Origin of the sequence: Thermococcus pacificus, from assembly GCF_002214485.1 — an archaeon.
GTDB classification, from domain to species: Archaea; Methanobacteriota_B; Thermococci; order Thermococcales; family Thermococcaceae; genus Thermococcus; species Thermococcus pacificus.
Genome location: NZ_CP015102.1, coordinates 1,535,271 through 1,559,404, shown reverse-complemented (window position 1 = coordinate 1,559,404; position 24,134 = coordinate 1,535,271). Strand labels below are relative to the sequence as shown.

36 protein-coding genes are annotated in these 24,134 nt (G+C 53.2%); 16 read left to right on the top strand and 20 right to left on the bottom strand.

Features of this window, described 5'->3' with window-relative positions; translation table 11 throughout:
• The first annotated feature begins 40 nt into the window (after positions 1–40).
• The 6 genes from A3L08_RS10195 to A3L08_RS10320 all read left to right on the top strand — a co-directional run bounded on the left by A3L08_RS10195 (position 41) and on the right by A3L08_RS10320 (position 2,913).
• Positions 41–703 (top strand): hypothetical protein, encoded by a 663-nt coding sequence (locus A3L08_RS10195; RefSeq protein WP_232461720.1) that lies wholly within the window; start codon positions 41–43, stop codon positions 701–703.
• 14 nt (positions 704–717) lie between these two features.
• Positions 718–1,503 carry a hypothetical protein gene (locus A3L08_RS10190; protein WP_232461719.1) on the top strand — a complete coding sequence of 262 codons (786 nt, stop codon included), beginning with the start codon at positions 718–720 and terminating at the stop codon, positions 1,501–1,503.
• Complete coding sequence (locus A3L08_RS08615) at positions 1,475–1,975, top strand: GNAT family N-acetyltransferase (protein ID WP_198362113.1); 501 nt, start codon at positions 1,475–1,477, stop codon at positions 1,973–1,975. The genes A3L08_RS10190 and A3L08_RS08615 overlap by 29 nt, the downstream gene beginning before the upstream one ends.
• A 51-nt stretch (positions 1,976–2,026) precedes the next feature.
• Positions 2,027–2,326 (top strand): hypothetical protein, encoded by a 300-nt coding sequence (locus tag A3L08_RS08610; RefSeq protein ID WP_335755210.1) that lies wholly within the window; start codon positions 2,027–2,029, stop codon positions 2,324–2,326.
• 15 nt (positions 2,327–2,341) lie between these two features.
• Entirely contained in the window at positions 2,342–2,470 is a 129-nt protein-coding gene (locus A3L08_RS10225; protein WP_257789346.1) for a hypothetical protein, read from the top strand.
• Positions 2,471–2,682: 212 nt separating this feature from the next.
• On the top strand, positions 2,683–2,913 hold the full coding sequence (locus tag A3L08_RS10320; RefSeq protein ID WP_088854620.1) for a type II toxin-antitoxin system VapC family toxin: 231 nt from the start codon (positions 2,683–2,685) through the stop codon (positions 2,911–2,913).
• Here A3L08_RS10320 and mtnA read toward each other — a convergent pair.
• Positions 2,897–3,970, bottom strand: coding sequence for an S-methyl-5-thioribose-1-phosphate isomerase (gene mtnA, locus A3L08_RS08600; protein WP_088854619.1), 1,074 nt, complete (start codon positions 3,968–3,970; stop codon positions 2,897–2,899). The genes A3L08_RS10320 and mtnA overlap by 17 nt on opposite strands.
• A gap of 54 nt (positions 3,971–4,024) precedes the next feature.
• Between mtnA and A3L08_RS08595 the strand changes: the two genes are divergently transcribed.
• Positions 4,025–4,567: an NTPase gene (locus tag A3L08_RS08595; RefSeq protein WP_088854618.1), complete on the top strand. Its 543-nt coding sequence runs from the start codon at positions 4,025–4,027 to the stop codon at positions 4,565–4,567.
• Here A3L08_RS08595 and A3L08_RS08590 read toward each other — a convergent pair.
• The 3 genes from A3L08_RS08590 to albA all read right to left on the bottom strand — a co-directional run bounded on the left by A3L08_RS08590 (position 4,557) and on the right by albA (position 6,196).
• A complete protein-coding gene (locus A3L08_RS08590; protein WP_088854617.1) occupies positions 4,557–5,090 on the bottom strand; it encodes a CBS domain-containing protein in 534 nt (177 codons plus the stop codon). The two genes, A3L08_RS08595 and A3L08_RS08590, sit on opposite strands and share 11 nt — an antisense overlap.
• 49 nt (positions 5,091–5,139) lie before the next feature.
• Complete coding sequence (locus tag A3L08_RS08585) at positions 5,140–5,811, bottom strand: ArsR/SmtB family transcription factor (protein ID WP_088854616.1); 672 nt, start codon at positions 5,809–5,811, stop codon at positions 5,140–5,142.
• Between the two features lie 109 nt (positions 5,812–5,920).
• On the bottom strand, positions 5,921–6,196 hold the full coding sequence (gene albA / locus A3L08_RS08580) for a DNA-binding protein Alba (RefSeq protein WP_010477671.1): 276 nt from the start codon (positions 6,194–6,196) through the stop codon (positions 5,921–5,923).
• A gap of 174 nt (positions 6,197–6,370) precedes the next feature.
• On the opposite strand from albA, the gene purB reads away from it, so the two are divergent.
• The gene (purB, locus tag A3L08_RS08575; RefSeq protein WP_088854615.1) at positions 6,371–7,726 is read left to right on the top strand and encodes an adenylosuccinate lyase; all 1,356 of its coding nucleotides are present in this window, start codon (positions 6,371–6,373) and stop codon (positions 7,724–7,726) included.
• Positions 7,727–9,498: 1,772 nt separating this feature from the next.
• Here purB and A3L08_RS08570 read toward each other — a convergent pair.
• Positions 9,499–9,855, bottom strand: coding sequence for a DUF134 domain-containing protein (locus A3L08_RS08570; protein WP_088854614.1), 357 nt, complete (start codon positions 9,853–9,855; stop codon positions 9,499–9,501).
• A gap of 114 nt (positions 9,856–9,969) precedes the next feature.
• On the opposite strand from A3L08_RS08570, the gene A3L08_RS08565 reads away from it, so the two are divergent.
• Positions 9,970–10,431 carry a 6-pyruvoyl trahydropterin synthase family protein gene (locus A3L08_RS08565; protein WP_088854613.1) on the top strand — a complete coding sequence of 154 codons (462 nt, stop codon included), beginning with the start codon at positions 9,970–9,972 and terminating at the stop codon, positions 10,429–10,431.
• Here the strand turns inward: A3L08_RS08565 and A3L08_RS08560 are convergent.
• A complete protein-coding gene (locus tag A3L08_RS08560; RefSeq protein WP_088854612.1) occupies positions 10,428–10,997 on the bottom strand; it encodes a hypothetical protein in 570 nt (189 codons plus the stop codon). The two genes, A3L08_RS08565 and A3L08_RS08560, sit on opposite strands and share 4 nt — an antisense overlap.
• Before the next feature lie 54 nt (positions 10,998–11,051).
• Between A3L08_RS08560 and A3L08_RS08555 the strand changes: the two genes are divergently transcribed.
• Positions 11,052–11,474, top strand: a complete 423-nt coding sequence (locus A3L08_RS08555) for a PPC domain-containing DNA-binding protein (protein WP_088854611.1) — start codon at positions 11,052–11,054, stop codon at positions 11,472–11,474.
• 2 nt (positions 11,475–11,476) lie between these two features.
• Here the strand turns inward: A3L08_RS08555 and A3L08_RS08550 are convergent, their stop codons facing one another.
• The 9 genes from A3L08_RS08550 to A3L08_RS08520 all read right to left on the bottom strand — a co-directional run bounded on the left by A3L08_RS08550 (position 11,477) and on the right by A3L08_RS08520 (position 15,519).
• A complete protein-coding gene (locus A3L08_RS08550; RefSeq protein ID WP_088854610.1) occupies positions 11,477–12,040 on the bottom strand; it encodes a DUF998 domain-containing protein in 564 nt (187 codons plus the stop codon).
• 41 nt (positions 12,041–12,081) lie between these two features.
• Positions 12,082–12,390, bottom strand: a complete 309-nt coding sequence (locus A3L08_RS08545) for an antibiotic biosynthesis monooxygenase (RefSeq protein ID WP_088854609.1) — start codon at positions 12,388–12,390, stop codon at positions 12,082–12,084.
• Between the two features lie 74 nt (positions 12,391–12,464).
• On the bottom strand, positions 12,465–12,656 hold the full coding sequence (locus A3L08_RS08540; protein WP_088854608.1) for a hypothetical protein: 192 nt from the start codon (positions 12,654–12,656) through the stop codon (positions 12,465–12,467).
• Between the two features lie 102 nt (positions 12,657–12,758).
• Positions 12,759–12,923 carry a hypothetical protein gene (locus A3L08_RS10315; protein WP_232461718.1) on the bottom strand — a complete coding sequence of 55 codons (165 nt, stop codon included), beginning with the start codon at positions 12,921–12,923 and terminating at the stop codon, positions 12,759–12,761.
• Entirely contained in the window at positions 12,893–13,051 is a 159-nt protein-coding gene (locus A3L08_RS10310) for a hypothetical protein (RefSeq protein WP_232461717.1), read from the bottom strand. The genes A3L08_RS10315 and A3L08_RS10310 overlap by 31 nt, the downstream gene beginning before the upstream one ends.
• A 49-nt stretch (positions 13,052–13,100) precedes the next feature.
• Positions 13,101–13,532, bottom strand: a complete 432-nt coding sequence (locus A3L08_RS08535) for a NifB/NifX family molybdenum-iron cluster-binding protein (RefSeq protein ID WP_088854607.1) — start codon at positions 13,530–13,532, stop codon at positions 13,101–13,103.
• A gap of 55 nt (positions 13,533–13,587) precedes the next feature.
• A complete protein-coding gene (locus tag A3L08_RS08530; protein ID WP_088854606.1) occupies positions 13,588–13,806 on the bottom strand; it encodes a hypothetical protein in 219 nt (72 codons plus the stop codon).
• 60 nt (positions 13,807–13,866) lie between these two features.
• Complete coding sequence (locus A3L08_RS08525; RefSeq protein WP_088854930.1) at positions 13,867–14,478, bottom strand: NifB/NifX family molybdenum-iron cluster-binding protein; 612 nt, start codon at positions 14,476–14,478, stop codon at positions 13,867–13,869.
• A 93-nt stretch (positions 14,479–14,571) separates the two neighbouring features.
• Positions 14,572–15,519, bottom strand: coding sequence for a radical SAM protein (locus A3L08_RS08520; RefSeq protein WP_088854605.1), 948 nt, complete (start codon positions 15,517–15,519; stop codon positions 14,572–14,574).
• Between the two features lie 88 nt (positions 15,520–15,607).
• On the opposite strand from A3L08_RS08520, the gene A3L08_RS08515 reads away from it, so the two are divergent.
• Both A3L08_RS08515 and A3L08_RS08510 read left to right on the top strand, forming a co-directional pair.
• Positions 15,608–16,243: a class I SAM-dependent methyltransferase gene (locus A3L08_RS08515; RefSeq protein WP_232461716.1), complete on the top strand. Its 636-nt coding sequence runs from the start codon at positions 15,608–15,610 to the stop codon at positions 16,241–16,243.
• A gap of 5 nt (positions 16,244–16,248) precedes the next feature.
• A complete protein-coding gene (locus A3L08_RS08510) occupies positions 16,249–16,986 on the top strand; it encodes a Rossmann-like domain-containing protein (RefSeq protein WP_088854929.1) in 738 nt (245 codons plus the stop codon).
• Positions 16,987–17,101: 115 nt separating this feature from the next.
• Here A3L08_RS08510 and A3L08_RS08505 read toward each other — a convergent pair whose 3' ends face one another.
• Together A3L08_RS08505 and A3L08_RS08500 are read right to left on the bottom strand one after the other, a co-directional pair.
• On the bottom strand, positions 17,102–17,422 hold the full coding sequence (locus A3L08_RS08505; RefSeq protein ID WP_232461715.1) for an isoprenylcysteine carboxylmethyltransferase family protein: 321 nt from the start codon (positions 17,420–17,422) through the stop codon (positions 17,102–17,104).
• Positions 17,423–17,486: 64 nt separating this feature from the next.
• Positions 17,487–17,903 carry a NifB/NifX family molybdenum-iron cluster-binding protein gene (locus tag A3L08_RS08500; RefSeq protein ID WP_088854603.1) on the bottom strand — a complete coding sequence of 139 codons (417 nt, stop codon included), beginning with the start codon at positions 17,901–17,903 and terminating at the stop codon, positions 17,487–17,489.
• A 71-nt stretch (positions 17,904–17,974) separates the two neighbouring features.
• Between A3L08_RS08500 and A3L08_RS08495 the strand changes: the two genes are divergently transcribed.
• The 3 genes from A3L08_RS08495 (at position 17,975) to pfdA (ending at position 20,247) form a co-directional block, all read left to right on the top strand.
• The gene (locus A3L08_RS08495; protein WP_088854602.1) at positions 17,975–18,847 is read left to right on the top strand and encodes a P-loop NTPase; all 873 of its coding nucleotides are present in this window, start codon (positions 17,975–17,977) and stop codon (positions 18,845–18,847) included.
• A complete protein-coding gene (locus tag A3L08_RS08490) occupies positions 18,847–19,737 on the top strand; it encodes a nucleotide-binding protein (protein ID WP_088854601.1) in 891 nt (296 codons plus the stop codon). Before A3L08_RS08495 ends, A3L08_RS08490 begins: the two co-directional genes overlap by 1 nt.
• 66 nt (positions 19,738–19,803) lie before the next feature.
• Positions 19,804–20,247, top strand: a complete 444-nt coding sequence (gene pfdA, locus A3L08_RS08485) for a prefoldin subunit alpha (protein ID WP_088854600.1) — start codon at positions 19,804–19,806, stop codon at positions 20,245–20,247.
• 302 nt (positions 20,248–20,549) lie between these two features.
• Here pfdA and A3L08_RS08480 read toward each other — a convergent pair whose 3' ends face one another.
• Positions 20,550–21,482 (bottom strand): SDR family oxidoreductase, encoded by a 933-nt coding sequence (locus tag A3L08_RS08480; RefSeq protein WP_088854599.1) that lies wholly within the window; start codon positions 21,480–21,482, stop codon positions 20,550–20,552.
• Positions 21,483–21,614: 132 nt separating this feature from the next.
• On the opposite strand from A3L08_RS08480, the gene A3L08_RS08475 reads away from it, so the two are divergent.
• Positions 21,615–22,634, top strand: a complete 1,020-nt coding sequence (locus A3L08_RS08475) for an adenylosuccinate synthetase (protein ID WP_088854598.1) — start codon at positions 21,615–21,617, stop codon at positions 22,632–22,634.
• On the opposite strand, the gene A3L08_RS08470 is transcribed toward A3L08_RS08475, so the two are convergent.
• Together A3L08_RS08470 and A3L08_RS08465 are read right to left on the bottom strand one after the other, a co-directional pair.
• The gene (locus A3L08_RS08470) at positions 22,631–23,410 is read right to left on the bottom strand and encodes an alpha/beta hydrolase (protein ID WP_198362112.1); all 780 of its coding nucleotides are present in this window, start codon (positions 23,408–23,410) and stop codon (positions 22,631–22,633) included. The two genes, A3L08_RS08475 and A3L08_RS08470, sit on opposite strands and share 4 nt — an antisense overlap.
• 70 nt (positions 23,411–23,480) lie before the next feature.
• On the bottom strand, positions 23,481–24,134 hold the full coding sequence (locus A3L08_RS08465) for a hypothetical protein (RefSeq protein WP_088854596.1): 654 nt from the start codon (positions 24,132–24,134) through the stop codon (positions 23,481–23,483).

Below are 24,134 nucleotides of genomic sequence, written 5' to 3'. Positions count from 1 at the left end.
ATATATAGCAAAGCGAAAGAGCCCGCAGGGGTGAGAGCGGGTGAGTCTGCCGGAGCTGAAGTGCTTTGATTACATCCTCATAGAGAGGCCAAGGGTCTCCGCAAGGCGCATCTCAGCGAGGTACGTCCTCGGAATCGACGGTGAAGAGCTGGATTTCACTCTGATCCACCGCTACCACGAGAAAATCCCAAAGGTCGAAGCTTTTGCCAAGCTGGTCAGCATAATCCCCGCCATAAACTACGGCCTCTTCACTCCCGAGATACGCTTTGGCTTCTCCCTCGACCCGAGGGACCTCAAGTTCTTCCGCGACATGATGGAGGTAACCGCCCGCGACATCTTCGTCAACAGGATAGCCCAGAGGACAGGCTTCGTGAAGGAAGAGTACATCCCGAAGGAAGTAACTCCTGAGATGGCCGAGCCGATGGCTAAGCTTTTGCCCGAAAGCGTTGAGGAGGAACCAATAGACTTCGAGCCAGACCACTCCAAGTGTGCCGTCATGCTGAGCGGTGGCAAGGAGAGCCTCCTCACCTATGGGATTATGAAGGAGCTCGGTTGCGAGGTCTATCCTTTCTTTTACAACGAGTCCGGCGGCCACTGGAAGGTGGCAATCCCCGCCTACCGCTGGTTCGAGAGGAACGAGCCGAGAACCAAGAGGGTCTGGAGCAACGCGGACAGGCTCTACACCTTCATAGAAAAAACATGAAAATCCTTCAAAACGTGGGCAAACCAAGGGCCGAGGTCTATCCCATAAGGCTGTTCTTCTTCGCGGGCTACTCCTTCACCTTCCTCCCGCTGATGCACAAGTATAACATCGGAAACGTGCTCTTCGGCAACGAATACGACGACCCGAGGGGGTTAACCTACGAGTACAATGGAATCCGCCACTATTACGCCATCTACGACCAGAGCCAGGACTTCGAGAGGTACATGACGCGCTGGTTCGCGGAGAGGGGTCTCGGGATAAGGCAGTGGTCGGTTGTCAGACCTATAACCGGCCTCATCGTGGAGCGCGTGCTTCACAGCCGTTACCCGGAGCTCTTCAAACTCCAGAGGAGCTGTCACTCCGTCCACAGAGAGGGAGACGACTACGTCCCCTGCGGGAAGTGCTTCAAGTGCAATGGAATTCTAACTTTTCTCCTCGCGAACGGCATAGATCCAACTTTGATAAAATACAAACCCGAGCACGTTGAAGGCCTTGCCCGGCGCATAAACGAAGGAAAAACCCGGCTGGACAGGGAGGAGCTTGAGCACTCACTCTACCTCATAAAGCAGAGAAATCCCGAGTTCCCGCTCGAAGGAAAGCCCCACTGGCACGTTGAAATGCTCCACTTCGACGGCAGGAACTCAAGCTTTGATGCCATCCCCAAAGAGTTCCGCGAGAAGCTCTACAGACTGCTGGAACCCTATACGAAAGGCTACGCCTACTTGAAGGGTGACCACTGGGTTAGAATTTCCCGCGAGGAGGCGATAAGCGGTGTTCTCAAAGAAGAAAAGACCCCCTGAACTGCCGCCGCTTGAAAAGACTGCCGGGGACTTCACCATCCTCGACGGTGAGGACTACCTTGACGAGATATTCGAGAACGACATGAAGATAAGCCGCTCTTTCTCCCGCTTCCAGCTTGGTGACGAGGAGTACGAGGAGAACTACGGGAAGGTCATCAAAAGCCTCCTTTCAACGGGCGAACACAAGTTCTTCGTCGCAACAGACCCCTACGGGCGCTACCTCGGCCACGTGTGGGTCTGCCTGAAGATCGACACGGCGGACTTCGTCCCCTCGGCCTACATATACGGCATCGAGACCCTCTTTCCGGGGATGGGCATAGGGAGTGCCCTCTTAAAGAAAGCCGAGGAATGGGCAAAGAGGGTGGGCGCCAGGAAAATCTCCCTTAGGGTTGACGTTAACAACCCCGCGAGGAAGTGGTACGCCGAAAAGGGCTACTCCGAGAGGGCGGTTATTATGGAGAAGCCTCTTTAACGTCCGGTTTCAAACTTTCTGTTTTGGAAACCTTTTTCTTTGGTATCCTTCATGACACTGCCGATGATAGTGAGGGGCAGGATAATCCTGAAGGGGCACTCCGTGCCGTTTGAGGTTTCAAAAACCGGGAAAGGCCTATCTCTGAGGATAGAACTGCCGAAAAAGCCACTCGAGTACTCCGTGGACTGCCCGTGTCTTGAGCCGCTGGAGCTCCTCGGCCTTTTCTTGCCTGCCCTTGAGGAGGAGCTGGGTGAGGTGGAGGGCGTTTTCGTTGAGGAAGTGGTAGGGGAGGGAGTCGGGGGAAAACTCACGGAGAGGCTCCGGAAATTATTTAATCCGCAGGAACGATAAAATGATGGTGGTAAGATGGGAACCTCCGCCAAGAAAGTCCAGCTCATGATAACCTACCCCCACCTGAGAAAGTTCTTCAAGAAGGCCCCGAGCCTGGAGGAAGTTAGGAAGGCCCTTTCTAACATCGAGGGAGGAGCTGAGTGAGGATGTGGTCAAGGAGAGGGAAGAGGAATGGAGGTAGCGTTCTTTGACACGAGCGCACTTGTGAAGAAGTATCATGTTGAGCAGGGAACCGCTCTCGTTGACGAGCTAATGAGGTAGTATGTTGTGGCAATCTTCGAGCTTGCTATAGTAGAGCTTACTTCCGCCCTGAACCGGCGATATTTGAGCGGGTATATAACCCGTTCAAAGCTCGAATGGGTTCTCGAAAGATTCTACCTGGACTTGGAGAACTACGTTATCGTCCCTTAACGAGCGATACTCTGAGTTTGGCTACAACACTTGTTCTCAGACACGGCCTTAAAACCTTCGATTCTCTTCAACTCGCCTCTGCATTGAAAATAAAAGACGACCTGAGCCTCTTTGTAACGTTTGACGATAGGTTGAAAAAAGTGGCAGAGAAAGAAAACCTCAAGGTTGCTCCTTGAACAGCCTCTTCAAATTCCTCTCAAACGGCGGCCACACGACGCCCTGATCCGTGATTATTCCGGTTAGGTACTTGTGCGGCGTGACGTCGAACGCTGGATTGTAGACGTCCACATCGGGAGCGATCTTACAGCCGCCACAGGTGAGGACTTCCTCCGGCTTGCGCTCTTCTATGGGTATCTCCTTCCCGCTCTTGAGGCTCATGTCTATCGTTGAAAGCGGTGCTACTGTGAAGAACGGTATCCCGTGCTCTTTCGCGAGCACTGCCAAACTGTAGGTTCCTATCTTGTTGGCGAAGTCGCCGTTCGCTACAATCCTGTCGGCGCCGACTATTATGGCATCGACCTTGCCCTGCTGCATGACAAAGCCGGCCATGTTGTCGGTTATCAGCTTGAGGGGAATGCCGTCGTAGTGGTACTCCCAGGCGCTCAACCGGGCACCCTGGAGGACGGGCCTCGTCTCATCCACCCACAGGAGCTTAAGTGTCCCATCGCGGTGCATAACCCTCAACACGGCCCCAACGGTTCCAAGCTGAACGGTCGCCAAGCTTCCGGCGTTGCAGTGGGTTAGAACGTTCCCCTCCGGCAGAACCTCCGCCCCATAGTGGCCCATCCTGAGGTTGGCCTCAACGTCCTCGTCGGCTATCTTTTGCGCTTCATTAACGATGAGCCTCTTTATCTCGTCGAGAGGACTCTCAAGGTTCTCCTCTACAAGCTTCTTAATCCTATTGAGCGCCCAGAAGAGGTTCACAGCGGTCGGCCTCGTGTTCTTGAGTCTTTCATAGGCCGAATAAAAGCCGTCCATGAACTCTTCCTTGGTCTTGGCTTTGGTTGTATCGGCGTAGAGTGCGAGACCGAAGGCCGCCGAGGCGCCGATGGCGGGCGCACCGCGGACCTTCATCGTGACTATCGCCTCTGCAACCTGGTCAACGGTCGTCAGCTCTATCGTCCTGAACTCCCTTGGCAAGAGAGTCTGGTCGATCATGATGACCTTTCCTTTCTCGTAGCGAACGCTCCTCGGGAGCCTCGTGAGTTCCTCTGGCTCGTACCTCAGCTCCATGGTACCACCCCAAAGGGTTTAAGGGAAGAACTTAAAGCTCCTTCGGTGAGCCAAATGGTGCTGAGGATATTCGTGACCGGCCCCGCAGGTGTCGGGAAGACAACCCTCGTCGAGAGGGTAGCCAAAGAAGTTGACCGCTGGGGCTACATCGTCGGCGGAATGATAACGCAGGAAGTGCGCAGGGGCGGGAGGCGCGTCGGGTTCAAGATAATCACCCTCGACACAGGTGAAGAGGGGACTCTTGCTAGCATCAGGGGAACCTCCCACCTGCCCGGAGTTCCCTTCGGGAAGTACGTCGTCCACGTCGATGAGATTGAACGCGTCGCCGTTCCCGCCATAAAACGCGCTTTGGTCGAGGCCGACCTCATTGTCATCGACGAAATCGGCCCAATGGAATACAAGAGCGACGAGTTTGCCAGGGTTGTTGGGGAAGTCCTGAAGTCGGAGAAGCCCCTTCTGGCAGTCGTCCACAGAAAGATGGTAGACAAGTTCCGGCCACTGGGAGAGATTCACGCGTTAAGCTTTGAGAACAGAAACGCGGAGTTCGGAATAATCCTCGATAGAATTATGAAAGAGCTGAAGGGAATCAGAGGTTGAGTGAATCCTTGCAGCTCTCGCATATCCACTTTTCTCCTCCCTCGATGTAAACCTTGTAGAGAGGTCCGTACTGCCCGCAGATCTCGCAGATGCCGTAGACCTCGGTCTCCCCCTCGCTTTCCTCCTCTTCCTCGTGGTTGTACGTGTTAAGCGCTGCCAGCAGATCAGCCGCAGTCACGAATCCGACGGGCTTTCCTAGTCTGGTAACGAGGAGCCTCCTAATGCCCTTATCCATCATCTTGTCGATGGCGTCCTGAACCTCGTAGTCATCCTCGATGGTTATCGGGTTTTTGGTCATGACTTCCTCTACTTTGACGGTCTTGGGGTCCCTTCCCCTGGCCACAACCTTGTCGAGGATGTCTCTGTCTGTTATTATTCCAACAATCTCGTCGTCTTTAACGACGACCGCACTGCCCACCTTGTTTCGTGAGAGAATCCTGGCAACCCTGTGAACTGTATCGTCCGGCTTGACGATCACTGCCTTCCTTTTAACCACTTGACCCACGGCTATTCTCGGTGCCATTTTACCACCTCGCCAACGAGGGTTGGGAAAGAAACTTAAAAACCTTTCTTCATCCCCGGCGCTTCAAAATGTACGAAACAAGGAGAAACGTTAAGATGAAGGCCACAACGGCCAGACCTGCTGACATAATGGTCGGATGGGCCCATACGATTGGATGGGACGAGGCTGAACTCAGCGTTTCACTGGTGGACTGGAAGATTGCAGAGGTACTCGTGTTGGTTGCCGTTGGAACGATGGCTCTCTCTGGAGTCGACATTATGGTAATGTTGCCCGCAGAAGAAGACACCTCCTCGGGCGAGCCGCCACTCATTGGGGCCAAGATCCCCCTCGCGGCCGCGTAAACTCCCGCCGCAACCAGACCGGCCAGTCCAAGGCTTATGACGTGCAGCTTCTCAAAGCCCATAATGGTTTTCTTCTTGACTTTGGCCATGCTTTTCCGGGGAATCAGAAGAATGGGCTTGTTTGACGCCCTGTAGAGCTTGACCTCTTGGAGCCTTTTCCCGTACTTCTTGCCTGCCACCTCAACGAGCCCCACGTTGAGCATCCTGTCTATATGGTACGAAACGGTAGAAATCGGCAGGTTCAGTTCCCGGGAGATCTCGCTTATCGAGAGCGCGCGCTCCTCTATGAGATGGAGTATAGCTATTGCCTTGTCGTTCACTAGAATCTGGGCGAGTTCTTTCGCCCTCTCGTCGTGTATATCTATTGTTTCGTAGTCCAAGCGCGCCACCTAAGAAGGATACGCCTGGCGTGTATTAAAGCTTTTCACAGCTTCAACCCAACTTGAAGCGTCCAGAAGGGCGAAGGAAAAGGAAAGGGATTTAATCAATTCACGGCTTCTCGAGAACGATCTCGATGGTCGAGGTGTTGGCGGTCCTGCCATCGGCAGTCGGAAGCTCCTCGGTGCCGATCTTGATCTCCTTGACCCTGACCTCTGGGAGGAACCTGTTCCTGACGATCTCGGCGACGTCAACGGCCCTGCTGATAGCCCTACCGCGAGCCTTCACGGTGACCTCCTTGGCACCCTCGTTGAACTGGGTTATAACGGCCAGGACGTAGTTCATAACCGGCTTCTTTCCGATGTAGACAACGTGCTCCTCAGCCATTTCTGGCACCTCCGGAAGTTTTGTCGTTAGGCTATCGCCGGGATAGGGTTAAATACTTTTCGGTTTCTCTGTTCCTCTGATGGAGGCTCCAGAATCGGGAGGGAGCAGTTTAACATTTAAACGTTAAAGAAAAGGTTTAATATCTAAAATATTGACAGGATAATGGTGATAAAAATGGCCGTTCATCCGATTGACTACCGCTACGGAAGCGAAGAGATGCGCCGCATATGGGACGAGGAGAACAAACTCCAGAAGCTTCTCGACGTTGAGGCGGCTTTAGCGAGAGCCCACGCAAAGCTCGGTAACATCCCGGAGGAGAGCGCCCGCGTCATCTCCGAGAGGGCTAACACGGAGTGGGTCAAACTTGAGCGTGTCAAGGAGATAGAGGCCGAGATACACCACGACATAATGGCAGTCGTCAAAGCTTTAAGCGAGGTCTGTGGCGAGCACGGGAAGTACGTCCACCTCGGCGCCACCTCAAACGACATAATAGACACCGCCAACGCACTCCTCATAAAGGAGAGCCTTGAAATAGTCGAGAGGGACTTGAAAGAACTCCGCTCCGTTCTGAAAAAACTCGCAAAGGAGCACAAGTACACCGTCTGCATTGGCAGAACCCACGGACAGCACGCCGTTCCGACCACTTATGGAATGAAGTTCGCAATATGGCTCGACGAGGTTCAGAGGCACATCGACAGGCTCAACGAACTCAAGGAGAGAGTTCTCGTAGGCCAGATGAGTGGCGCAGTCGGAACTATGGCGAGCTTCGGGGAGAAGGGACTCGAGATACAAAGACTGGTCATGGAAGACCTCGGACTCAAGCCAGCGAGGATAAGCAACCAGATAATCCAGAGGGACGTTTACGCAGAGCTGATGGCCTTCCTGGCCCTCGTCGCTTCCACCCTCGACAAGATCGCCCTCGAAATTAGAAACCTCCAGAGAACTGAAATCCTGGAGGTCAGTGAGCCCTTTGGTGAGAAGCAGGTAGGCTCCTCAACGATGCCCCACAAGAGGAACCCCATAAGGAGCGAGAAGGTGAGTGGCCTTGCCAGAGTCCTCTATTCCAACGTGATCCCCGCTTTGCTGAACAACCCGCTCTGGCATGAGAGGGACTTGACCAATTCCTCTGTTGAGAGAGTTATCCTTCCTGAGAGCTTCGTTCTCATTGACGAGATGCTGAAGAACACCATAAAGGTTCTTAGCGGCCTTGAGTTCTTCCCCGAGAACATAGAGCGCAACCTTTACATGACGAACAACCTGATAATGGCCGAACCACTGATGCTCAAGCTCGCTGAGAAGGGCATGGGGAGGCAGGAGGCGCATGAACTCGTGAGGAGATTAGCTATGAAGGCCTTCCGCGAGGGGAGGGACCTCCTCGAGGTCGTAAAGGAGAGCGAGGAAGTTAGGAAGTTCCTCAGCGATGATGATATAGCCTCCCTAAAGCCTGAGAACTACATTGGGCTGGCGCCGCAGATAGTGGATAGTGTAATTGCTTTCATAGAGGGGAAAGAGCGCGAAGAAGATAGTTAAGGGCTTTAATATCTTTTTCTAGCCTTTTCCTTCTCTTTTACTCATTCTACATTCATGTGCGGATCGACTCTCAGAATTTTCAATGATTTTTGACTTCTTGAGATTTTGATGGAATTACTTTTAATGAATCTATTTCTACACATCTTAATAAGCCGCTGTCAATACAACTTCTGAACATTAACTATATTATATGGATTTGGATATGTTAAAATCACTACTGATAATATTAGCATTTTCTATTTTTCAACTGTTTTTGATAGTAATATTCGTACAATGCATATAATTATTCGGATGAAGAACCCCGTTCAGGGTGTCCAAAATAAGGAACACTTGAACTTTTCAGGATACTGGCTTTTGAACTGTGAGAGCCGGCATCTTTATCGCAAAATTGGGTTACAATTAAAGGTGGTCATGATGTGGTTGGTGTGTGCCGATAAGATGTCTAACGAGTACCTCAAGACAAAACTATGTGTGAATGCTGAGATTGCACGTTAATGTATTCCCTCGGCTCCAGTGTGTTAATACTTCCTGGATCCTCTACCGACTGGCCGAGTCAGCGGCATTTTACTAGACCCCTTTACTAGTTCCCTGTCTGTGACCTATACCAGAGACTAACTCTCAACATCACAAACTGAGTTAATCTTTTTATATTCCAGTCATCGGCAGCGATTTATAATATCTTCCCTTCACACGGGAGATGTTGCCCACCTGCACTGTTTTGGCGTTGACACAAAGACACGAGGGTTCACCTCAAGCTAATGGGACACTGATTTACCACCTGCTGGCTCTTTGCAAGTGTGGTCTTCTAAGTCATGACAAGAGGTTGCGGCTTAGATAGTCAGAATTACTGCAATCAGCTTTCGAGCTTGCGTTCACCTCCTCCCGATTTAATGTACTTTTATGTTCGCGAGAATTAGATATAATGTGCCTTATATCTAATTCTTACGTACAAAGTTGCTCATTTAACTGGGGCGCCCCCTGAAATACGCATATTGCAAGTATGCAAAAACTATATGTAAGCGTAATTAATCCCCGCGGCTATCCGCCTCGGAAGATGTGCCACATTGGCTCTCCTCATACTGCCCTCTTTCTTGACTAGGATTTCAGCACGCAGCCTTTGGCGATCTCGTGCTCACATGCCCTGTGTGAGCAGGGTCATGAAGCGTCGCCTGCTGGTGCTTGCATGCACTGATTCATAGAACTGTCCACTCGGCAGGAGGGTGCTTCTCTCTATGGGGGTCCAGTAACTGGAGTTTTCTGTGACTTTCAGGGCTTTCCCCAGAGGCTCTGGCATACAACCCCTGCAGCCCCCCACACCCACCCAAATAACACCTTTAGTTGTAATTCATTTTTGGTCTGTGTGATCGGGATCGGGTCTATGAGTGGATTGTCTGTTCTCCTCGACATCCTCTGATGGTCCGCTTTAAAGGCCACTAGGTGCCTGTTTGTGCACATTTTGACAAAAATTTATTTCCTGGAATAGTAGGTTTTTTGAATTTTTTACCTATTTAAAGAGTATTTTTGTTTTCAATTATATTTCTGAAGTTATATTAAAAACTAAAATTTTAACGTTTAAAATTTTAATTCATGGTTATATTTTAACGTTTTATATCTTTATCTGAATAACTTTTTAAAAGAGTTACAATTCACTCAAAAATTCGAGAGATACAATCCGACATGGAATTAGGGGAACCTAAAAATCGATTGCGGGCCACAACGGCTTCACTCGTCCAAAGAACAACTATCGGCGCATAATTCTGAGATTCAAGTACTCATTTCCCGTCGTTTGTGGTCTCCTTGAGAACCTCGTTGCCCTGCGGGAGGATCACGAGCTCCCTGCCTTCGACGATCATTTGGGCCACTTTCTTTCTGGCGGAGCTGAGGGCCCTCCATACGGTGCCGCGTGAGACTCCCATCCTCTTTGCCGCCTCTTCCTGGGTTAAACCCTCGTAATCGACAAGTCTAAGGGCCTCAAACTCCTCGTACGTCATGAAGATGGGTGGCTTCGGCTGTCCGAGGGGCGGCAGTGCTGGATAGAAATGCCTAACCTGAGGAATGAAGCCTATCATCCTCATCTTCCTTTTTCTGCCCCTTCCGCGGCCCCAGCCCTGTCCCATTCCCCTTGGCATGGCTATCGGATACCCTACGGTGGCCTTTTTATAGGTTTTCCTTCCCCCTTGCCTTCACGAATCCGCCCAGTAACGGTTATAACCCTTCCACTCCAAGTTGACTTGGTGAGAAAGATGGCGTTTAGAATCTCCGAGAGAAAGATAGGCTGGCACAAGGACTTTGACAGCTCACACTTTCTTGCCCTGCCCTACGAGAGCAAGTGCCTCAGGATCCACGGCCACACCTACAACGTTGACGTGGAGATATGGGGCGACCTGAACGAAAACGGCATGATATTCGACTTCAACCACCTCAGCAACCTCGTGAAGCTCCTCGACCACAGGATCCTTGTGAGTGAGAACTGGGTGGCGGAGAGCGGGGGCGGAAGGCTCGTCATCGAGAAGAACGGGAAGAGGATAGAACTCCCTGAAAACGAGGCGGTAGTTCTCAACAAGCCAAACGTTACAGCTGAATACATAGCCGAGTGGTTCGCGGAGAAGATAGCCGAGAAAGCAGGGGACAACGTAAGAAAGATAAGGGTTAAGGTATGGGAGGACCCGAGGAGCTATGCTGAAGTAGCCCTGGAAAGGTCTTAACAGCCCTGAGCGTCCTTTTTGAACTTATGCCCTATCTCTCCACAACTTTCGCGGAGGGAGTCTAGTTTCTCCCCGACTGTCTCTGAGAGCTTTCTGAAGTACTCTTCGGTGAAGTCTTCACTGGCTTCTTTGGTCAGTCTGTAAACAACGGTCAGATACGACAGCGCGGTTTCGCAGTCTTCTCTTTCCTCAATTTTTGCTGCCATGTCCACAAGGTAACCTATGAAGTTGTGGAGGAGGAGCTTCCACTCACTCTCGAAGCCCTTTTCGTTGAGCCACCCATTTAGGGTTAGGAACACCTTGATTGTGGGTTTGACGACGGAATACTCCCCATAGCGGCGGTAGCGGATTAGAAGGTACTGGAGGAGCGAGAGCAAGATCTGTCCAACGGCGTCCTTGCCTACAGTTTTTTCCGCGAACCTCTCGAATTCTGGGAGGCCCCTTTTTCCACTTCCCAGGAAGGCAAATAAAAGGTTGGGATATGGAGGTGAGTATTGTCCGAATTCAACTTCCCCCAACTCTTCAAGCTCGGGGAGTATTGCCATTATTGCCTCTTTAACTCTCATTAAACCACCCAAAGCGTTAAAGGGGGACTGTTTTATTAGTTTTGAGGTGGGACTATGGAGTTCAAGCCGGGTAAAGTCTTCCTGATGAGGGCCCCTGAAGGTGTTGACCTGCTTGAGTTTGTGAACAGTTTTGCCGAAAAGAATGGGATAAACACGGCAATTGTCAAGGGCATTGGCTCGCTTAGGAACCCTGTCGTCGGTTATTACTCTGAGGAGACCAAATCCTACAAGAAAATAGAGCTCGTTGGAACGTTCGAACTGCTAACCCTACTCGGAAACATAAGCATTAAGGACGGCAAGCCCTTCGCACACCTCCACGTTACCCTCGGGAACGCAAACGGCGACGTCTTCGGTGGACACCTCATAAAGGGAGCGGTATTTGTGGCGGAGGTCTTTATCCAGGAGCTTCTTGGAGAACCCCTGGAGCGGAAAAAACAGGAAAATGGGCTGGTGCTGTGGGACTCTGAGGGAATCTGAAGCTATTGGTCGGGCTTGATCTTTAGAAGTATAGCATAGTGCCAGACCGTTATTGCAATAGCTCCAATGAACTCAGGGATGGCGACCCCTTTGAAGGTCCTCATCGCCCAGATGGTGAGAATCCAAGCCAGGACGAAGAGAGCCACCGTAAAGTAGAGCATTTCCCTTTCTCCGGCGAGACCCATTCCTACACCCGCTATAAGCAGCCCAAGGCTCGCCGTCAGAAAGAAGCCCCAGCTGACGTAGTAGTGCGGCGAAGTTCCCTCCGGGAAGATGCCTATCAGGGCCAGGAAAACGAAGCCCGCTATAAAGACCCATATCCCAATCTTTTCTACTTTGTTTCTGGCCTTTTCAAGCAGTCCCGCCGCGTAGTAAATGGCTAGAACGGCCGTAAGGACCAGTGGGACGTTGAGGAGCCAGTTGTGCTGGAGGCCAACCTTTCCGAGGTCGCTTATCGCGTTGTCGGTAAGCCTCCACCAAGAGCGGTTGACGTATATCGCGGTTAGTATTCCTGAGTAGGCAATCAAAGGTGCAATTAGCCCCGCCCAGAACTGGGATCGTCTCATGGGCATCACCAATTAAAAGTTGGAAGGGAGTATTAAAACCTTCACTTCTCGTAGAAGATCTCGTAGTGCTGGACGTACTTTTCCTTTTCGATGAGGAAGTCGTCGTCCTCGGGGTAGTATTTGGCCAGCTCGGGGTTCTCGCCAGCGAACTTCTTGATTGACTCCCACGAGTCCCATATGGTCACCAGGAGGAAGTGGGTCTCCTTTTCCTCGTCCCGCCTTGTGAAGTAGAGCTTTAGAAGGCCATCAACGGAGCTGTAGTCGGGAACGGCCCTCTCTATCAAAAAGCGCTCGTATGCGTCGCCCTTCTCCCTCGGCACCCTCCCGTGCCAGAGCCTCATAATCGCCATGGTATCACCTCAGAAGGTTTTGTCACAGATTATAATAAGGTTGCCCTTCAGGACTGTTGCGGGAAATGAATCCCTCACAGGTAGTGACTTAGCACGAATATTACAAAGCCGATGACGATTATCCCAAGCACAAGCACTATTGCCGTCTCAAGCTTTGAATAATCATTTACTTCTCTAGCTTCGTGCTTGTAGCGCTCGGTCTTTTCCTTTGCCAGCATCTCAGAACGCTTTATTGTAGTTTGATCAGGAATCACACCACGAACCATATCACGGCACCCGTTCGTTCTTACCCTTCAAGGTATTTTAAGGTTTCACCCCTACGAAAGTGGGGACTTTTGCTTCTTCCTTGGTGGACACTCGGAGGAGCTTTACGGCGCCTTCCAGTCCTCTATGCTCATCACCATGAAGTAGCCTGGCTTTGGCCCACCGGTGGAGAAGAAAATATCTGGCTCACCGATGTTTTCAAGCTCTTTCACCATTCTTTCAAGGTCTTCGCGCTTCGTCAGGTCTGCAACGATGTAGTTAACTTCCACATCGCTCTTGGCCTTATCGTCTCCCTCTCCTTCCTCAGTTTCTCCTCGCTCCGCGAGATGAGTATTACATCGGCTCCGGCCTTTGCCAGAACCCTTCTGGTCAGGGAGAATGGGGCGTTGTAGTGCACGCCACTATGGCGCGTGTAGATCTGATTTAAAGGGTTGTGATGGGAGAGCTTACCAGCCGCCCCTGCCTCTACCGTGGCCTCTTCCCATTCCACCGCCGGCTCCTCTTCCGCGGCCCATTCCACCACCTTCGGGACCCATGACCGGGCCTGAAAGCTCTCCGCGGAGGAAGGCCTCAACGGCCTCGCGGACGGTCATGTTTGCCGGCGCGGAGACCATCCTTATCCCGGCCGCCTGGAGGACGCCGTAGGAGTTGGGGCCGAACTGGCCTGCTATGACAACATCTGCGCCCTGATCGATGGCGAACTGGGCCGCTGTAACTCCGGCGCCCCTTGGTTGGGAGTAGCCGGGGTTGGGGAGCACCTGGACGTTCACTATCTCCCCGTTCTCGACATCGACTATCGTGAAGGTTGGGGTCCTCCCGAACGCTGGGTTCACCCTATCGTCGAGACCCCCATTAACGGTTGAAACGATTATCCTCATCATAACCACCTCCGCTGAAATTAGGAAAACCGAACTTAAAAAAGTTTGCATAAGCTCAGAATGGTCTGAACCAGGTTCTCGGGCGCGGCCGGATGAGCTCCCTGATTATGAGGAGCACCAGCAGGCCGAGGGCGTACGGGAGAGCCACCAGGAAAAGCTTGATCAGGAAGTAGAGTATACCTACGAGTATCAGCAGCTCAATGATTCCGTAGGCCCCTCCGAGCGGGTAGAACCCGCGTCCCCTTCCGTAACCTCTTCCCATTCCCCGTGGCATGGCTTTTCCTCCTTTATAATTCATGCTCCAAAATAAAAGGGCAAGAAGCCAGAGGGGGCTTCACCACCAGCCGAAGAACCTGGCGAGCCAGGCCCTCCTGCTTGGCTGGCCGGTCCACGGGCAGTAGCCGAGCCTCGCTCCCCAGCCTCTGCCACCTCTGCCCCATCCACGGCCCCAGCCGCGGCCTCTTCCACCTCTTCCGCGGCCTCTGGGGCCGTAGCCATAGGCCGGGTATGGCGGGTAAGCCGGCGCAGTTGGATACGGGCCGTACGCTGGAGCTGGAGTCGTTGGGGTTGATGGGACAACGGGTGCGGCCGGTGTTGGCGCCGTGAACTGTCCAACGCTTCCGCTGGTGACGGCCTTTATGGCTTCCTCAACAGGCGTTCCGGGTGCAACCTGGTAGAGCCTTATGCCCGCGGCCTGTATGGCTCCAAGGGCGTTCGGGCCGACCTGTGGTGCCACTATAGCCTCAACTCCCTCGTTGATGAGTGTCTGAACCGCCATCGGGCCGGCTCCACCGCCGGCCATGGCCGCTCCGTTCTGGATGACCTTCTCGCTGATTACGTTTCCATTCTCGTCAACGTCCGCTATGTAAAACGCAGGAGCGCGCGCGAACACGGGCGCAACCGTGTCGTTAAGTCCCCCACCGTTGGTTGGGATTGCGATCCTCATACCAACCACCTCCGTTTTCTCATTCATTATTTTGTGCATATGCACAAGATTTAAAGTTTTCGGTTCACCTAACAATCTTGAGGGGACGCGGGGCTACTCCCTGCTCTTCAGCCGTCTCATATAGAACTTCTTCCCGTTGTATTCGAGCTCTATGAGCTTTCCTTCCCTTAAAAGCCTCTCAACAACGCTCCAGTCGGCGTTGGCTTTTCGGAGAAACTCATCAACGGCGTCTTCCCTCATCGGGTGAACCGAGGTGATGCTCAATAAATCATTCTCAACGTTGCCGGTGAAGGCGAAGGCGTTGCCTTCATAGCCTATCAGGTACTCAACGCGGTCTTCTCCAAGCTTCTCGACAAAGGTCTGGAAGGCATGGTTTATCACATCTTCCCCAGCAGGTTTAACCCACCCCTCGGCCGGGGGCCTTGTCGGGATCGCTATATAAGCAACATCGGGCTTAAGTTCAGCTAAGAATTCCGCTATTTCCTCAAACTCGTTGCCGTAGTCTATACCATCAATCAGCATTGTTTCGGTGACCACTTTCCCCCTGAAGGTCTTCCTGAACTCAAGCATTCCCTCGAGGATTCTCTCAAGGCTCAGGCTCTTGTGGGGTCTGTCGATTCTCCGCCATAGGTTCTCGCTGACGGCATCGACCTTGAGGGAAACAAAGTCGAACTTGAGGAGGTCTTCCCTCACGTCCTCGCGCCAGATCAGGGAGGAGTTGGTGAGTATCGCGAGCGGAATTCCGAGCGTTTTCAACAGCTCGGCCTCCCTTCCGAGGTTTGCGTCAAGCGTCGGTTCACCATCGGGGACGAAGGTTATGTAATCTATCCTCTCGCCCCGTTCTCTGGCCTCTTCGACTTTCTTTCTGACCTCCTTAAATATTAGCTCAGGCTCGTAAAAGGGCCTCCTCTCAAGTTCCATCCTTATGGTCTTTCCAATCTGGCAGTAGACGCAGGCGAAGGAGCAGACCTTATCGGGAATGTTGTTTACCCCAAGGCTCTTCCCGAGCCTTCTCGAAGGAACTGGCCCAAAGGCTATCATACCACCACCGGGATTAGGTTAACCTAAAAGCGTATAAACGTTTCCTGCCCCAAAGGTGATAAGGGACAAAGCCTATCGAGAGGTGGGGATGGTAATGCCCAAGGTGGAGCCCTTCGAGAAGCACCGCGACCGCTATGAGAACTGGTTTGAGAGGCACCGCTATGCTTACCTCTCGGAGCTTGAAGCCGTCAGGACGCTTTTGCCAAAGGAGGGAAAAGGAGCCGAGATAGGCGTGGGGACTGGTCGCTTTGCGGCACCGCTCGGAATAAAGCTTGGAGTCGAGCCCTCCAAAGCGATGGCAGAGATAGCGAGGAAGCGAGGCATAGAGGTCATTGAAGGCGTTGCGGAAAACCTTCCTTTTACCGATGAGAGCCTTGACTACCTTCTGATGGTCACGACGATTTGCTTCGTTGACGACCCCGAAAAGGCCCTGCGCGAGGCCTACCGCGTGCTGAAACCGAGTGGGGCCCTAATAATAGGCTTCGTTGATAGAAACAGCCTGATAGGAAGATACTACGAAGAGCACAGGGGGGAGAGCGTCTTTTACAGGGACGCGAGGTTCTTTTCTACGGAAGAACTCCTCGAACTGCTCAAAAAGGTTGGATTTAGAAAGTTTGAGATCGTTCAGACTCTCTTCCACAGGCTTGACGAGATAAAAGAAGTAGAACCCGCTAAGCCCGGCTACGGTGAGGGGAGCTTTGTGGTTATAAAGGCCGTGAAGTGATGGTTATGCTGCTCTCAAGGATAAAGAAAGAGGCCCTGAAACTGGCCGAGGGACTTGAGCTGGTGGATTTCGGCTTCGCACTGCCCTACACGTGGGTTTTGGCTGAAGGCCCAGAAGGAAAAGCCTTGGGAGTTGCGATGACCCTTCCAGAGGAAGTGCAGAGATACAGGAACTCGATAAGCGAGCCTTCCCTCAAAGCGTTCATCGAGAGGGCCGACAGCCTGAACGCCATCGAGCGCACTTTGGGATTGGCAGCAATCAACGCGGTCTCGCAGTACCACATAGACCTTAGCAACGCCGAGTGGGTTGACGTGCTTGAGCTTCTGTCGGAAGATGCTGGCAGAGTGGCTTTGATAGGCAACATGCCACCGCTCGCAAAGAAACTGCGCGAGAGGGACTTTGAAGTCTTCGTCTTCGAGAGGAACGCCAAGCTCTGGGACAGGGACACCTACAGCGATGCCCTTGAGTACCACCTCCTTCCCGAGATGGACGCCGTTATAGCGAGCGCGAGCTGTCTTGTTAACGGCACAATAGACATGCTCCTCGAGAGGGCTAAGAGGGCGAGGCTCTTCGTGCTGACGGGCCCGACGGGCCAGCTTTTGCCAGAGTTTTTGAAGGGCACTGGGGTAACGCACCTCGCCGCTATGAAGGTGGTTGATATCGAAAAGGCCCTTTTGGGCTTGAAGCTAGGCTCCTTCAGGGGATTTGAAGAGGGGAACAGGAAGTATGTTGTGGAGGTCTAACAGCCGGCTCGGCGCGAAGAAACCTGCCAGTTCTTTCCGCGTATTTCCTCCACTCATCGCCGAACCTCTCCTCCAACGCCTGTTCCTCTTCGCCTATGAAGACAAGAACGGATAATCAATAGACGATTGGGAGAGCGAGCATAAAGCCACCGACTACGAGCGAGAAGCCGGGAAGGATTAGGAAGCCCCAGATCGAGTATATCGGGTGTCTGACCATTGAGTAGCACCCCGTGGTCAGGAGTTCGCCCCTCGCGTGGGCCCTTGAAACTTCCAGGTAGCAGAGAAGCCACAGGACTACGCCGATTGCCATCAGGAAGATACCCGGCTTAACAAGCTGAATAGAAGTCGCGTTAAATCGGCCGTTTAAATAAAAAGCGGCCGCCGCGTACGGGGCGGAGAGAACAGCTACCTTTGGCACAATTCCCCAGAACTTCATGGGCGGCACCTTTGGGATGGGAAGTTTCCCCTCTAGCGCGGGTCAAATAAAGTGAAGTGGATGGTCACTCCTCGACGATCGGCTTTTCGATGGCTCTCTTCTTCTCCTGCACCTGCTCCCACAGCTCGTCGAAGTTCTCAACAATCCTCTGGAGGGCGAGCTTTAGGTCCCTAGTTCTGGTAAAGAAAGCCACCTTGTTGGTTTTGTCCCTTATTCTGAGAAAGTTCGGGCCCATCCTGAACGCCGCAAGGACGTCAACGTCGAGGAGCTGGCTGACAACGGCTTTGAACTTCCGCGGGTTGCCGTGGCCCTCGTCATGTTCCTCTTCGAAGTCCTTAGCTTTATTCGGCCTCTTTTCCAGGAGTTTAACGCTACCGTCTTCGCAGACTTCATAAATCGCGAAGAACTCCGAGTCGCCGTAGTGGGCATCTATGAGGTGTTCATCGTCCTCCATTCCAAACGCGACCTTCAGGCACCTCATGTTACCACCGTTTTGAGCGTATGCACAAAGCTTAAAAGCTTTTAGGTTAGCCTAATTCCGGAGGTGAGAGCTTGCAGATAGCCGTGAGCGGTGGAAAGGGAGGAACTGGAAAGTCAACTGTTGCTGTAAACCTTGCAATTGCGCTCAAACAGCTTGGAACGGAGCTTACTTTTGCTGACCTCGACGTCGAGGCTCCAAACGACCACCTTCTCCTCGGGGTTGAACTCGCTAACGAGGAGCCGGTGGTGCAGTTCATGCCGCGCTTTGACTACTCGAAGTGCACCAAGTGCAGGAAGTGCGCCGAGGTCTGCGAGGAGCACGCCATAATCACCTTGAAGGACGGGACACCGTTCCTCATGCCAAACCTCTGTTCAGGCTGCCGCGCGTGCGAGATAGTCTGCCCGGTGCCGGGGGCGATACTCGAAGGTCAGAGGCTCATCGGCCACACATACATCACACCGACCCCCTACGGGTTCACCCTCGTCACCGGAAAGCTGAGGGAAGGGGAGGAGCGCTCGATGCCTCTGGTTGTAGCCGCCAAGAAGAAGGCACTGGAAGTGAGGAAGGGGCTCCTCTTCATCGATACTGCTGCAGGGACCGGAAACACCGTTTCGAAGGCCGTCGAGTTCTCTGACCTGCTCATAGCGGTCACCGAGCCCACTCCCCTCGGAATCCACGACACCGAGCTCATCCTCGAGCTTGGAAAGCTAATGGAGATGCCCACGTGGGTGGTCATCAACAGGGCCGACCTCGGCGAGAAGGAGAAGGTCTACGAGTTAGCCAAAAAGTACGGTGCTGAAGTGGTCGCGGAGATACCCTACAGCGAGAACATCGTGAAGAGCTACGTCGAGGGGAAGCCGATAGTCCTGACGAACTATCCCGAGGCGGAAATCTTTGAAGGGCTCGCTGAGAGGGTTCTCAAGTTCATCGGGGGTGGTGAGTGATGCAGATAGCAATAGCGAGCGGTAAGGGCGGCGTTGGAAAGAGCACGATAACGGCCTCGCTCCTCTACTTCCTCAAGGACGAGTATAAACTCATCGCGGTCGATGCCGACGCGGAAGCGCCAAACCTCGGTCTACTCCTCGGGGTCATCGAGTGGGAGGAGGAGCGGGAGCACATAGGTGCGAAGGTTGCCAGGATAAACACCGAGAGCTGCATAAGGTGCGGCATCTGTATGGAGCGCTGCCCCTACGACAGCATCTACATCGACGATGAGGGCAACTACGTGGTTAACGAGCTAACCTGCGAGGGCTGCAACGTCTGCGGCCTGGTCTGCCCTGTCCCGGGAACCATAGCCCTCGAAGAGGTGCGCTCGGGCGTCGTGAGGAAAGCCACCACCAAGTACGGCTTCCCGATAATCTCCGCCCAGCTCGACGTTGGCAGGCCGGAGAGTGGGAAGCTAGTCACGGAGGAGAAGGAGTGGGCAAAGAAGATAATGGAGGAGCTCAACCTGGAGCACATGGTCGTTGACTCCGCCGCTGGAATCGGCTGTCAGGTGATAGCAAGCCTTGGAGGAGCAGACGTCGCGATACTAATAGCAGAGCCCACTCCAGCATCGCTGAGCGACGTTCAGAGGGCTTATAAAGTCGTCCAGCACTTCAGGGAGCCGGCCTATCTCATAATCAACAAGGCAGACATCAACCCAGGCTTTACAAAGCTGAGAGAGTGGGCTGAGGCAGAGGGTATCCCGATACTCGGCGAGGTGCCCTACGATAGGGCCATTCCAGAGAGCATGGTGATGCTGAAGCCGGTGGTCGAGGCGTTCCCCGAGTCAAAGGCGGCCAAAGCTCTCAGGGAGATAGCCGAGAGGATAAAAGGGGAGATAATCGGCTGACTTTCTCCTCCCTTCTCTAACCCAAACCTTAAAAGCTCCCTCTCCAAGTGGTTCCGGTGGTGTGAAATGGCGGAGACGAACGAACAGCTTGAGAGGCTCGCTTACGAGTACCAGCTCCTGCAGGCCCAGGCCCAGCTCCTGGCCCAAAACCTTGAGCTCCTCACCCTCGGAAGGAACGAGTTCCAGGCTGTTAAGGAGACGCTCGAGGAACTCAAGAAGGTCGAGGACGAGAAGCCGGAGATTCTCGTGCCGATCGGCGCGGGCTCGTTCCTTAAGGGGGTCATAGTTGACAAGGAAAACGCCATCGTCAGCGTTGGGGCAGGCTATGCCGTCGAGAAGAGCCTCGACGATGCCATAGCATACATCGACGCCAGGATTAGAGAGTACGAAGAGGCGATCGCCAAAACCCAGGACGGTCTTAAGAAACTGGAGGCCCAGCTCGGGGAGCTCGCCCAGAAAGCTCAGGAGCTCCAGCAGAGGCAGGCGATGGGCTTCAGCGTGAAGAATTGATCCCCTTCTCTCATGCCTATTTTTGTGGGCTGGAGCCCGAGTAACCGAGGAGAACTTTTTAAAACTCGTCTTCCACCCGCAACCCTCGACCACTGCAAACGCTTCCTCTTCGGTGGCCCTGTCACCTGCTGGAGCAGTTTCACCCCTATATATCCAGGGCTTAAACAGCGCTTGCCCGCGACAAAAAGGATTGTCTCCGGCTACCGATCCCCCTGAAGTGTCTTCTAACAGTGCACTGTCGATTCAGATAAGCAACAGCACGGAAGAGAGAATAAAAGAATAAAAGAAACTAGTTTCCAACTTCACTCCTGCTGAGAATGGGTCCTAGCGTACCACTCCACCGTCTTCTTGAGTCCCTCTTCCAGCGGCCACTCGGGTTCGAAGCCAAGCTTCCGGATCTCGCTTATGTCCGCGAGGCTGTGCCTTATGTCGCCGGGTCTCGGCTTATCGAAGATTATCGAGGTGCTGGCGCCGGTTATCTCGATTACCTTGGTCGCCAGCTCCAGGATGCTCGTCTGCTTACCCGTTGCCACGTTGAAAACCCTGCCGTTGGCCTTCCTGCTCTCTGCGGCGAGAATGTTTGCCTTAACGACGTCCTTGACGTAGATGAAATCGCGCGTCTGCTTCCCGTCGCCGAAGATGACAAGGGGCTCCCCAGCCAGGGCCCGGTTTATGAAGATGCTTATAACTCCAGCGTACTGATTGGCACTCTGTCTTGGCCCGAAGACGTTGAAGTAGCGGAGGGCCACAACGGGTAAACCGTAGAGCTCGTGGAAGACCCTGAGGTACTCCTCAGCAGTGGCCTTGGTCACACCGTAGGGCGAGAGAGGCCTCGGTCTCTCCGTTTCTTTAAGTGGTAGGTTTGGGTTGTCCCCATAAACTGCCGCAGAAGAGGCAAATATCAGCTTCCCGTGGCCCTCAAGAAGGGCTTTGAGGATGTTGAGCGTCCCTACGACATTGACCTCCTCGGTAAAGATCGGATCGCGAACGCTCTCGACGACGCTTACCTGTGCAGCCTCGTGGAAGACGTAGTCCGCGTTGCTTATCAGCTCGGCTATCGCCTCGTAGTCCCTTATGTCCGCCTTTACCAGCTTCGCCCCGGGCGGGACGTTCTCCTCCTTTCCGGTGTAGAGGCTGTCGATTATGATTACATCGTTGTCCCTGACCAGCTCCCAGGCTATATGGGAGCCTATGAAGCCCGCACCGCCCGTGACAACCACCAGCTTGTTCCTCATGTTCCCCCTCCACCTTTGGTTTTTGTCACGGGTTTTAACCTTTTGCCGGTCTGTGGGAGTCTTATTGACAGATTTTTGTTTAATTCGAAACCGTTATAAGCCCCCTCTTGACTTAAACATGGGTAAGGAGCCATGCCGAGCTACATTGTTGTTGGCGGTCAATGGGGAGACGAGGGCAAGGGCTCAGTCATAGCGTACCTTGCCCTGAAGGACAAACCGGACGTTATAGCGCGCGGCGGCGTCGGAACGAACGCAGGGCACAGCGTTTTTATAGACGGCAGGAAGTACGCGGTGAGGCAGCTTCCAACGGGCTTCATGCAGACGAAGGCGCGGCTTTTAGTTGGTGCCGGCGTTCTAGTCGACCCCGAAGTGTTTTTCCACGAACTTGAGCATCTGCAGGAGTTCAAAGTTGCCGAGAGGGTCGGCATTGACTACCGCTGTGCGATAATCGAGGAGAAGCACAAACAGCTTGACAGGACGAACGGCCACCTCCACGAAAAGATAGGAACGACCGGCAGCGGTTGCGGGCCGGCGAACGCGGACAGGGTAATGAGAAGGGCAAAACTTGCCAAAGACATCCCGGAGCTTGAACCCTACCTTACAGACGTTGCCGCTGAGGTCAACGACGCCCTGGATGAGGGTAAGCTCGTTCTCGTTGAGGGAACCCAGGGCTTCGGGCTGAGCCTCTACTACGGGACCTACCCCTACGTGACATCAAAGGACACAACGGCCTCAGCCATCGCGAGCGACGTTGGAATCGGGCCTACGAGGGTGGACGATGTTATCGTCGTCTTCAAGAGCTTTCCGACTAGGGTTGGAGCTGGCCCGTTCCCGACGGAGATGAGCGAAGAAGAGGCTGAAAGGATGGGTCTCATTGAGTATGGTACAGTGACCGGAAGGAGGCGCCGCGTTGGTTGGTTTGACTTCGAGTTTGCCCGCTATTCTGCCAGAATCAACGGCGCTACTATGCTCGCTTTGACAATGCTCGACAAGTACGACAAAGGGGCTTTCGGCGTCACTGACTACGATAAGCTCCCAAAGAAGGCAAAGGAGTTCGTGGAAGAAATAGAAGAAAGGACAGGAGTTCCAGTTGCATTAATAAAGACCGGACCAGAGCTGGAGCACATAATAGATAGAAGGGAGAACATCTAAGCTCCAGAGTGCTCCAGCAACCACTCAATTATTTTCTTATGTAAGGCCTTCCCCCACTCGGGGTCCTCAAATATCTCGTGGTAAGCTCCTGGGAACTCCTTTAGCTCTTTGTCTTCTACCTTGAGCTCCTCGAAGAGCCTCCTTGAGCCTTCTGGGGGAGTGATAACATCCCCAGTCCCAACGAGGAGCAGAACCGGGACTTTTATTCTCTCTGCCTCTCTGTGGGCCTTCTCCATGTTCTCGAAGATACTCCTCCCAAGCTTCGACGAGATTCTGTCGTGGACAAGCGGGTCTTCCACGTAGGCCTTAACGGCCTCTGGGTTCCTTGAGAGGAGTTCGGGCTTTATGCCGTTAGAGAGCGTCAGGCCTGGAGCAACCCTCCCGAGGAACTTCGCCAGAGCCACCATGAAGCCCGGCGTTTCAGGGCTCTTGGCGAGGGCGGGCGAAGAAGCTACTACACCCCTGATTTTGTCGGGCCTCGTCTCGGCGTACCTTACAACCGTCAAACCGCCGAGGCTGTGGCCGAAGAGAAAGGGGTTTTCACCTAATTCTGCAATTATGGAATCGATTATTTCCATAGCCTCCTCGACGCTCGTGTGCCCCCTCTTGCCCGGGCTTTTCCCGTGTCCGGGCCAGTCAAAAGTGTAGACAGCGAAGCCGGCTTCGTTCAGCATCCCTATCAGCTTTCCATATCTTCCGCTGTGCTCCCCAAGACCGTGGACGAGCACAACCCAACCCCTTTCAGGGGTTCCAAACTTGGCCTTGTAGACCTCCACGACAATCCCCTGGCCATAGAATAAATGAGAAGAGGATTTAACGTTTTCTCAATGGAAAGGGGGAGATGAGTCATTGAGAAAACGGGCTCTCCTTTATCTCCCTGTTGATGAACTCCACCATCTTCCTGACATCTTCCTCAATGGTCTCGGGCTCTGGCTTCATCTGGATGTAGAGGACGTTGGTCTTTGGGGTCAGTGCCACGTGCTTGATATTTCGGGGCGTTGACATGCTTTCAATGAGCGATTTGAGCTTTTCCATGTCCCTCCTCTTCTCAAAGAGGGCCTCGTATTTCTTCCCGGATATCTCTATCTCCTCCCTCTGCAGGAGGTCGGCGTTCTCGATGTCGGGCTTGAGCCGATAGTAACCCTTCTGGATGAGATGGGCTTCCCTCTTTATCTGGGCAAATGGCTTGAAAACAAAGTAGAGCTTGTCGTGCCTGCTGGTGAGCAGTGATATCGGAAAGTAGAGGAGGCTATGCCTCGGGAGGAGAGTGAGTGTGTACTCGAGCTTTCTCAGGTTGTCGCGGTTTATCTTGTACTCCGCTCTGAATCCGATGTAACCGCCAAGCCAGGTGTAAATCTCGTCCTCCGGCTTTACCACGTCCTTTACTGACCTTATGTAGTGCTGCATCAGGAGGAGGTTGAGCTTCCTGCCCCTGAAGTACTGAAGCGTTGCGATTCCAGCCAAGAAGATTATAATTGCCATCAGCAACTGATTGTCCAT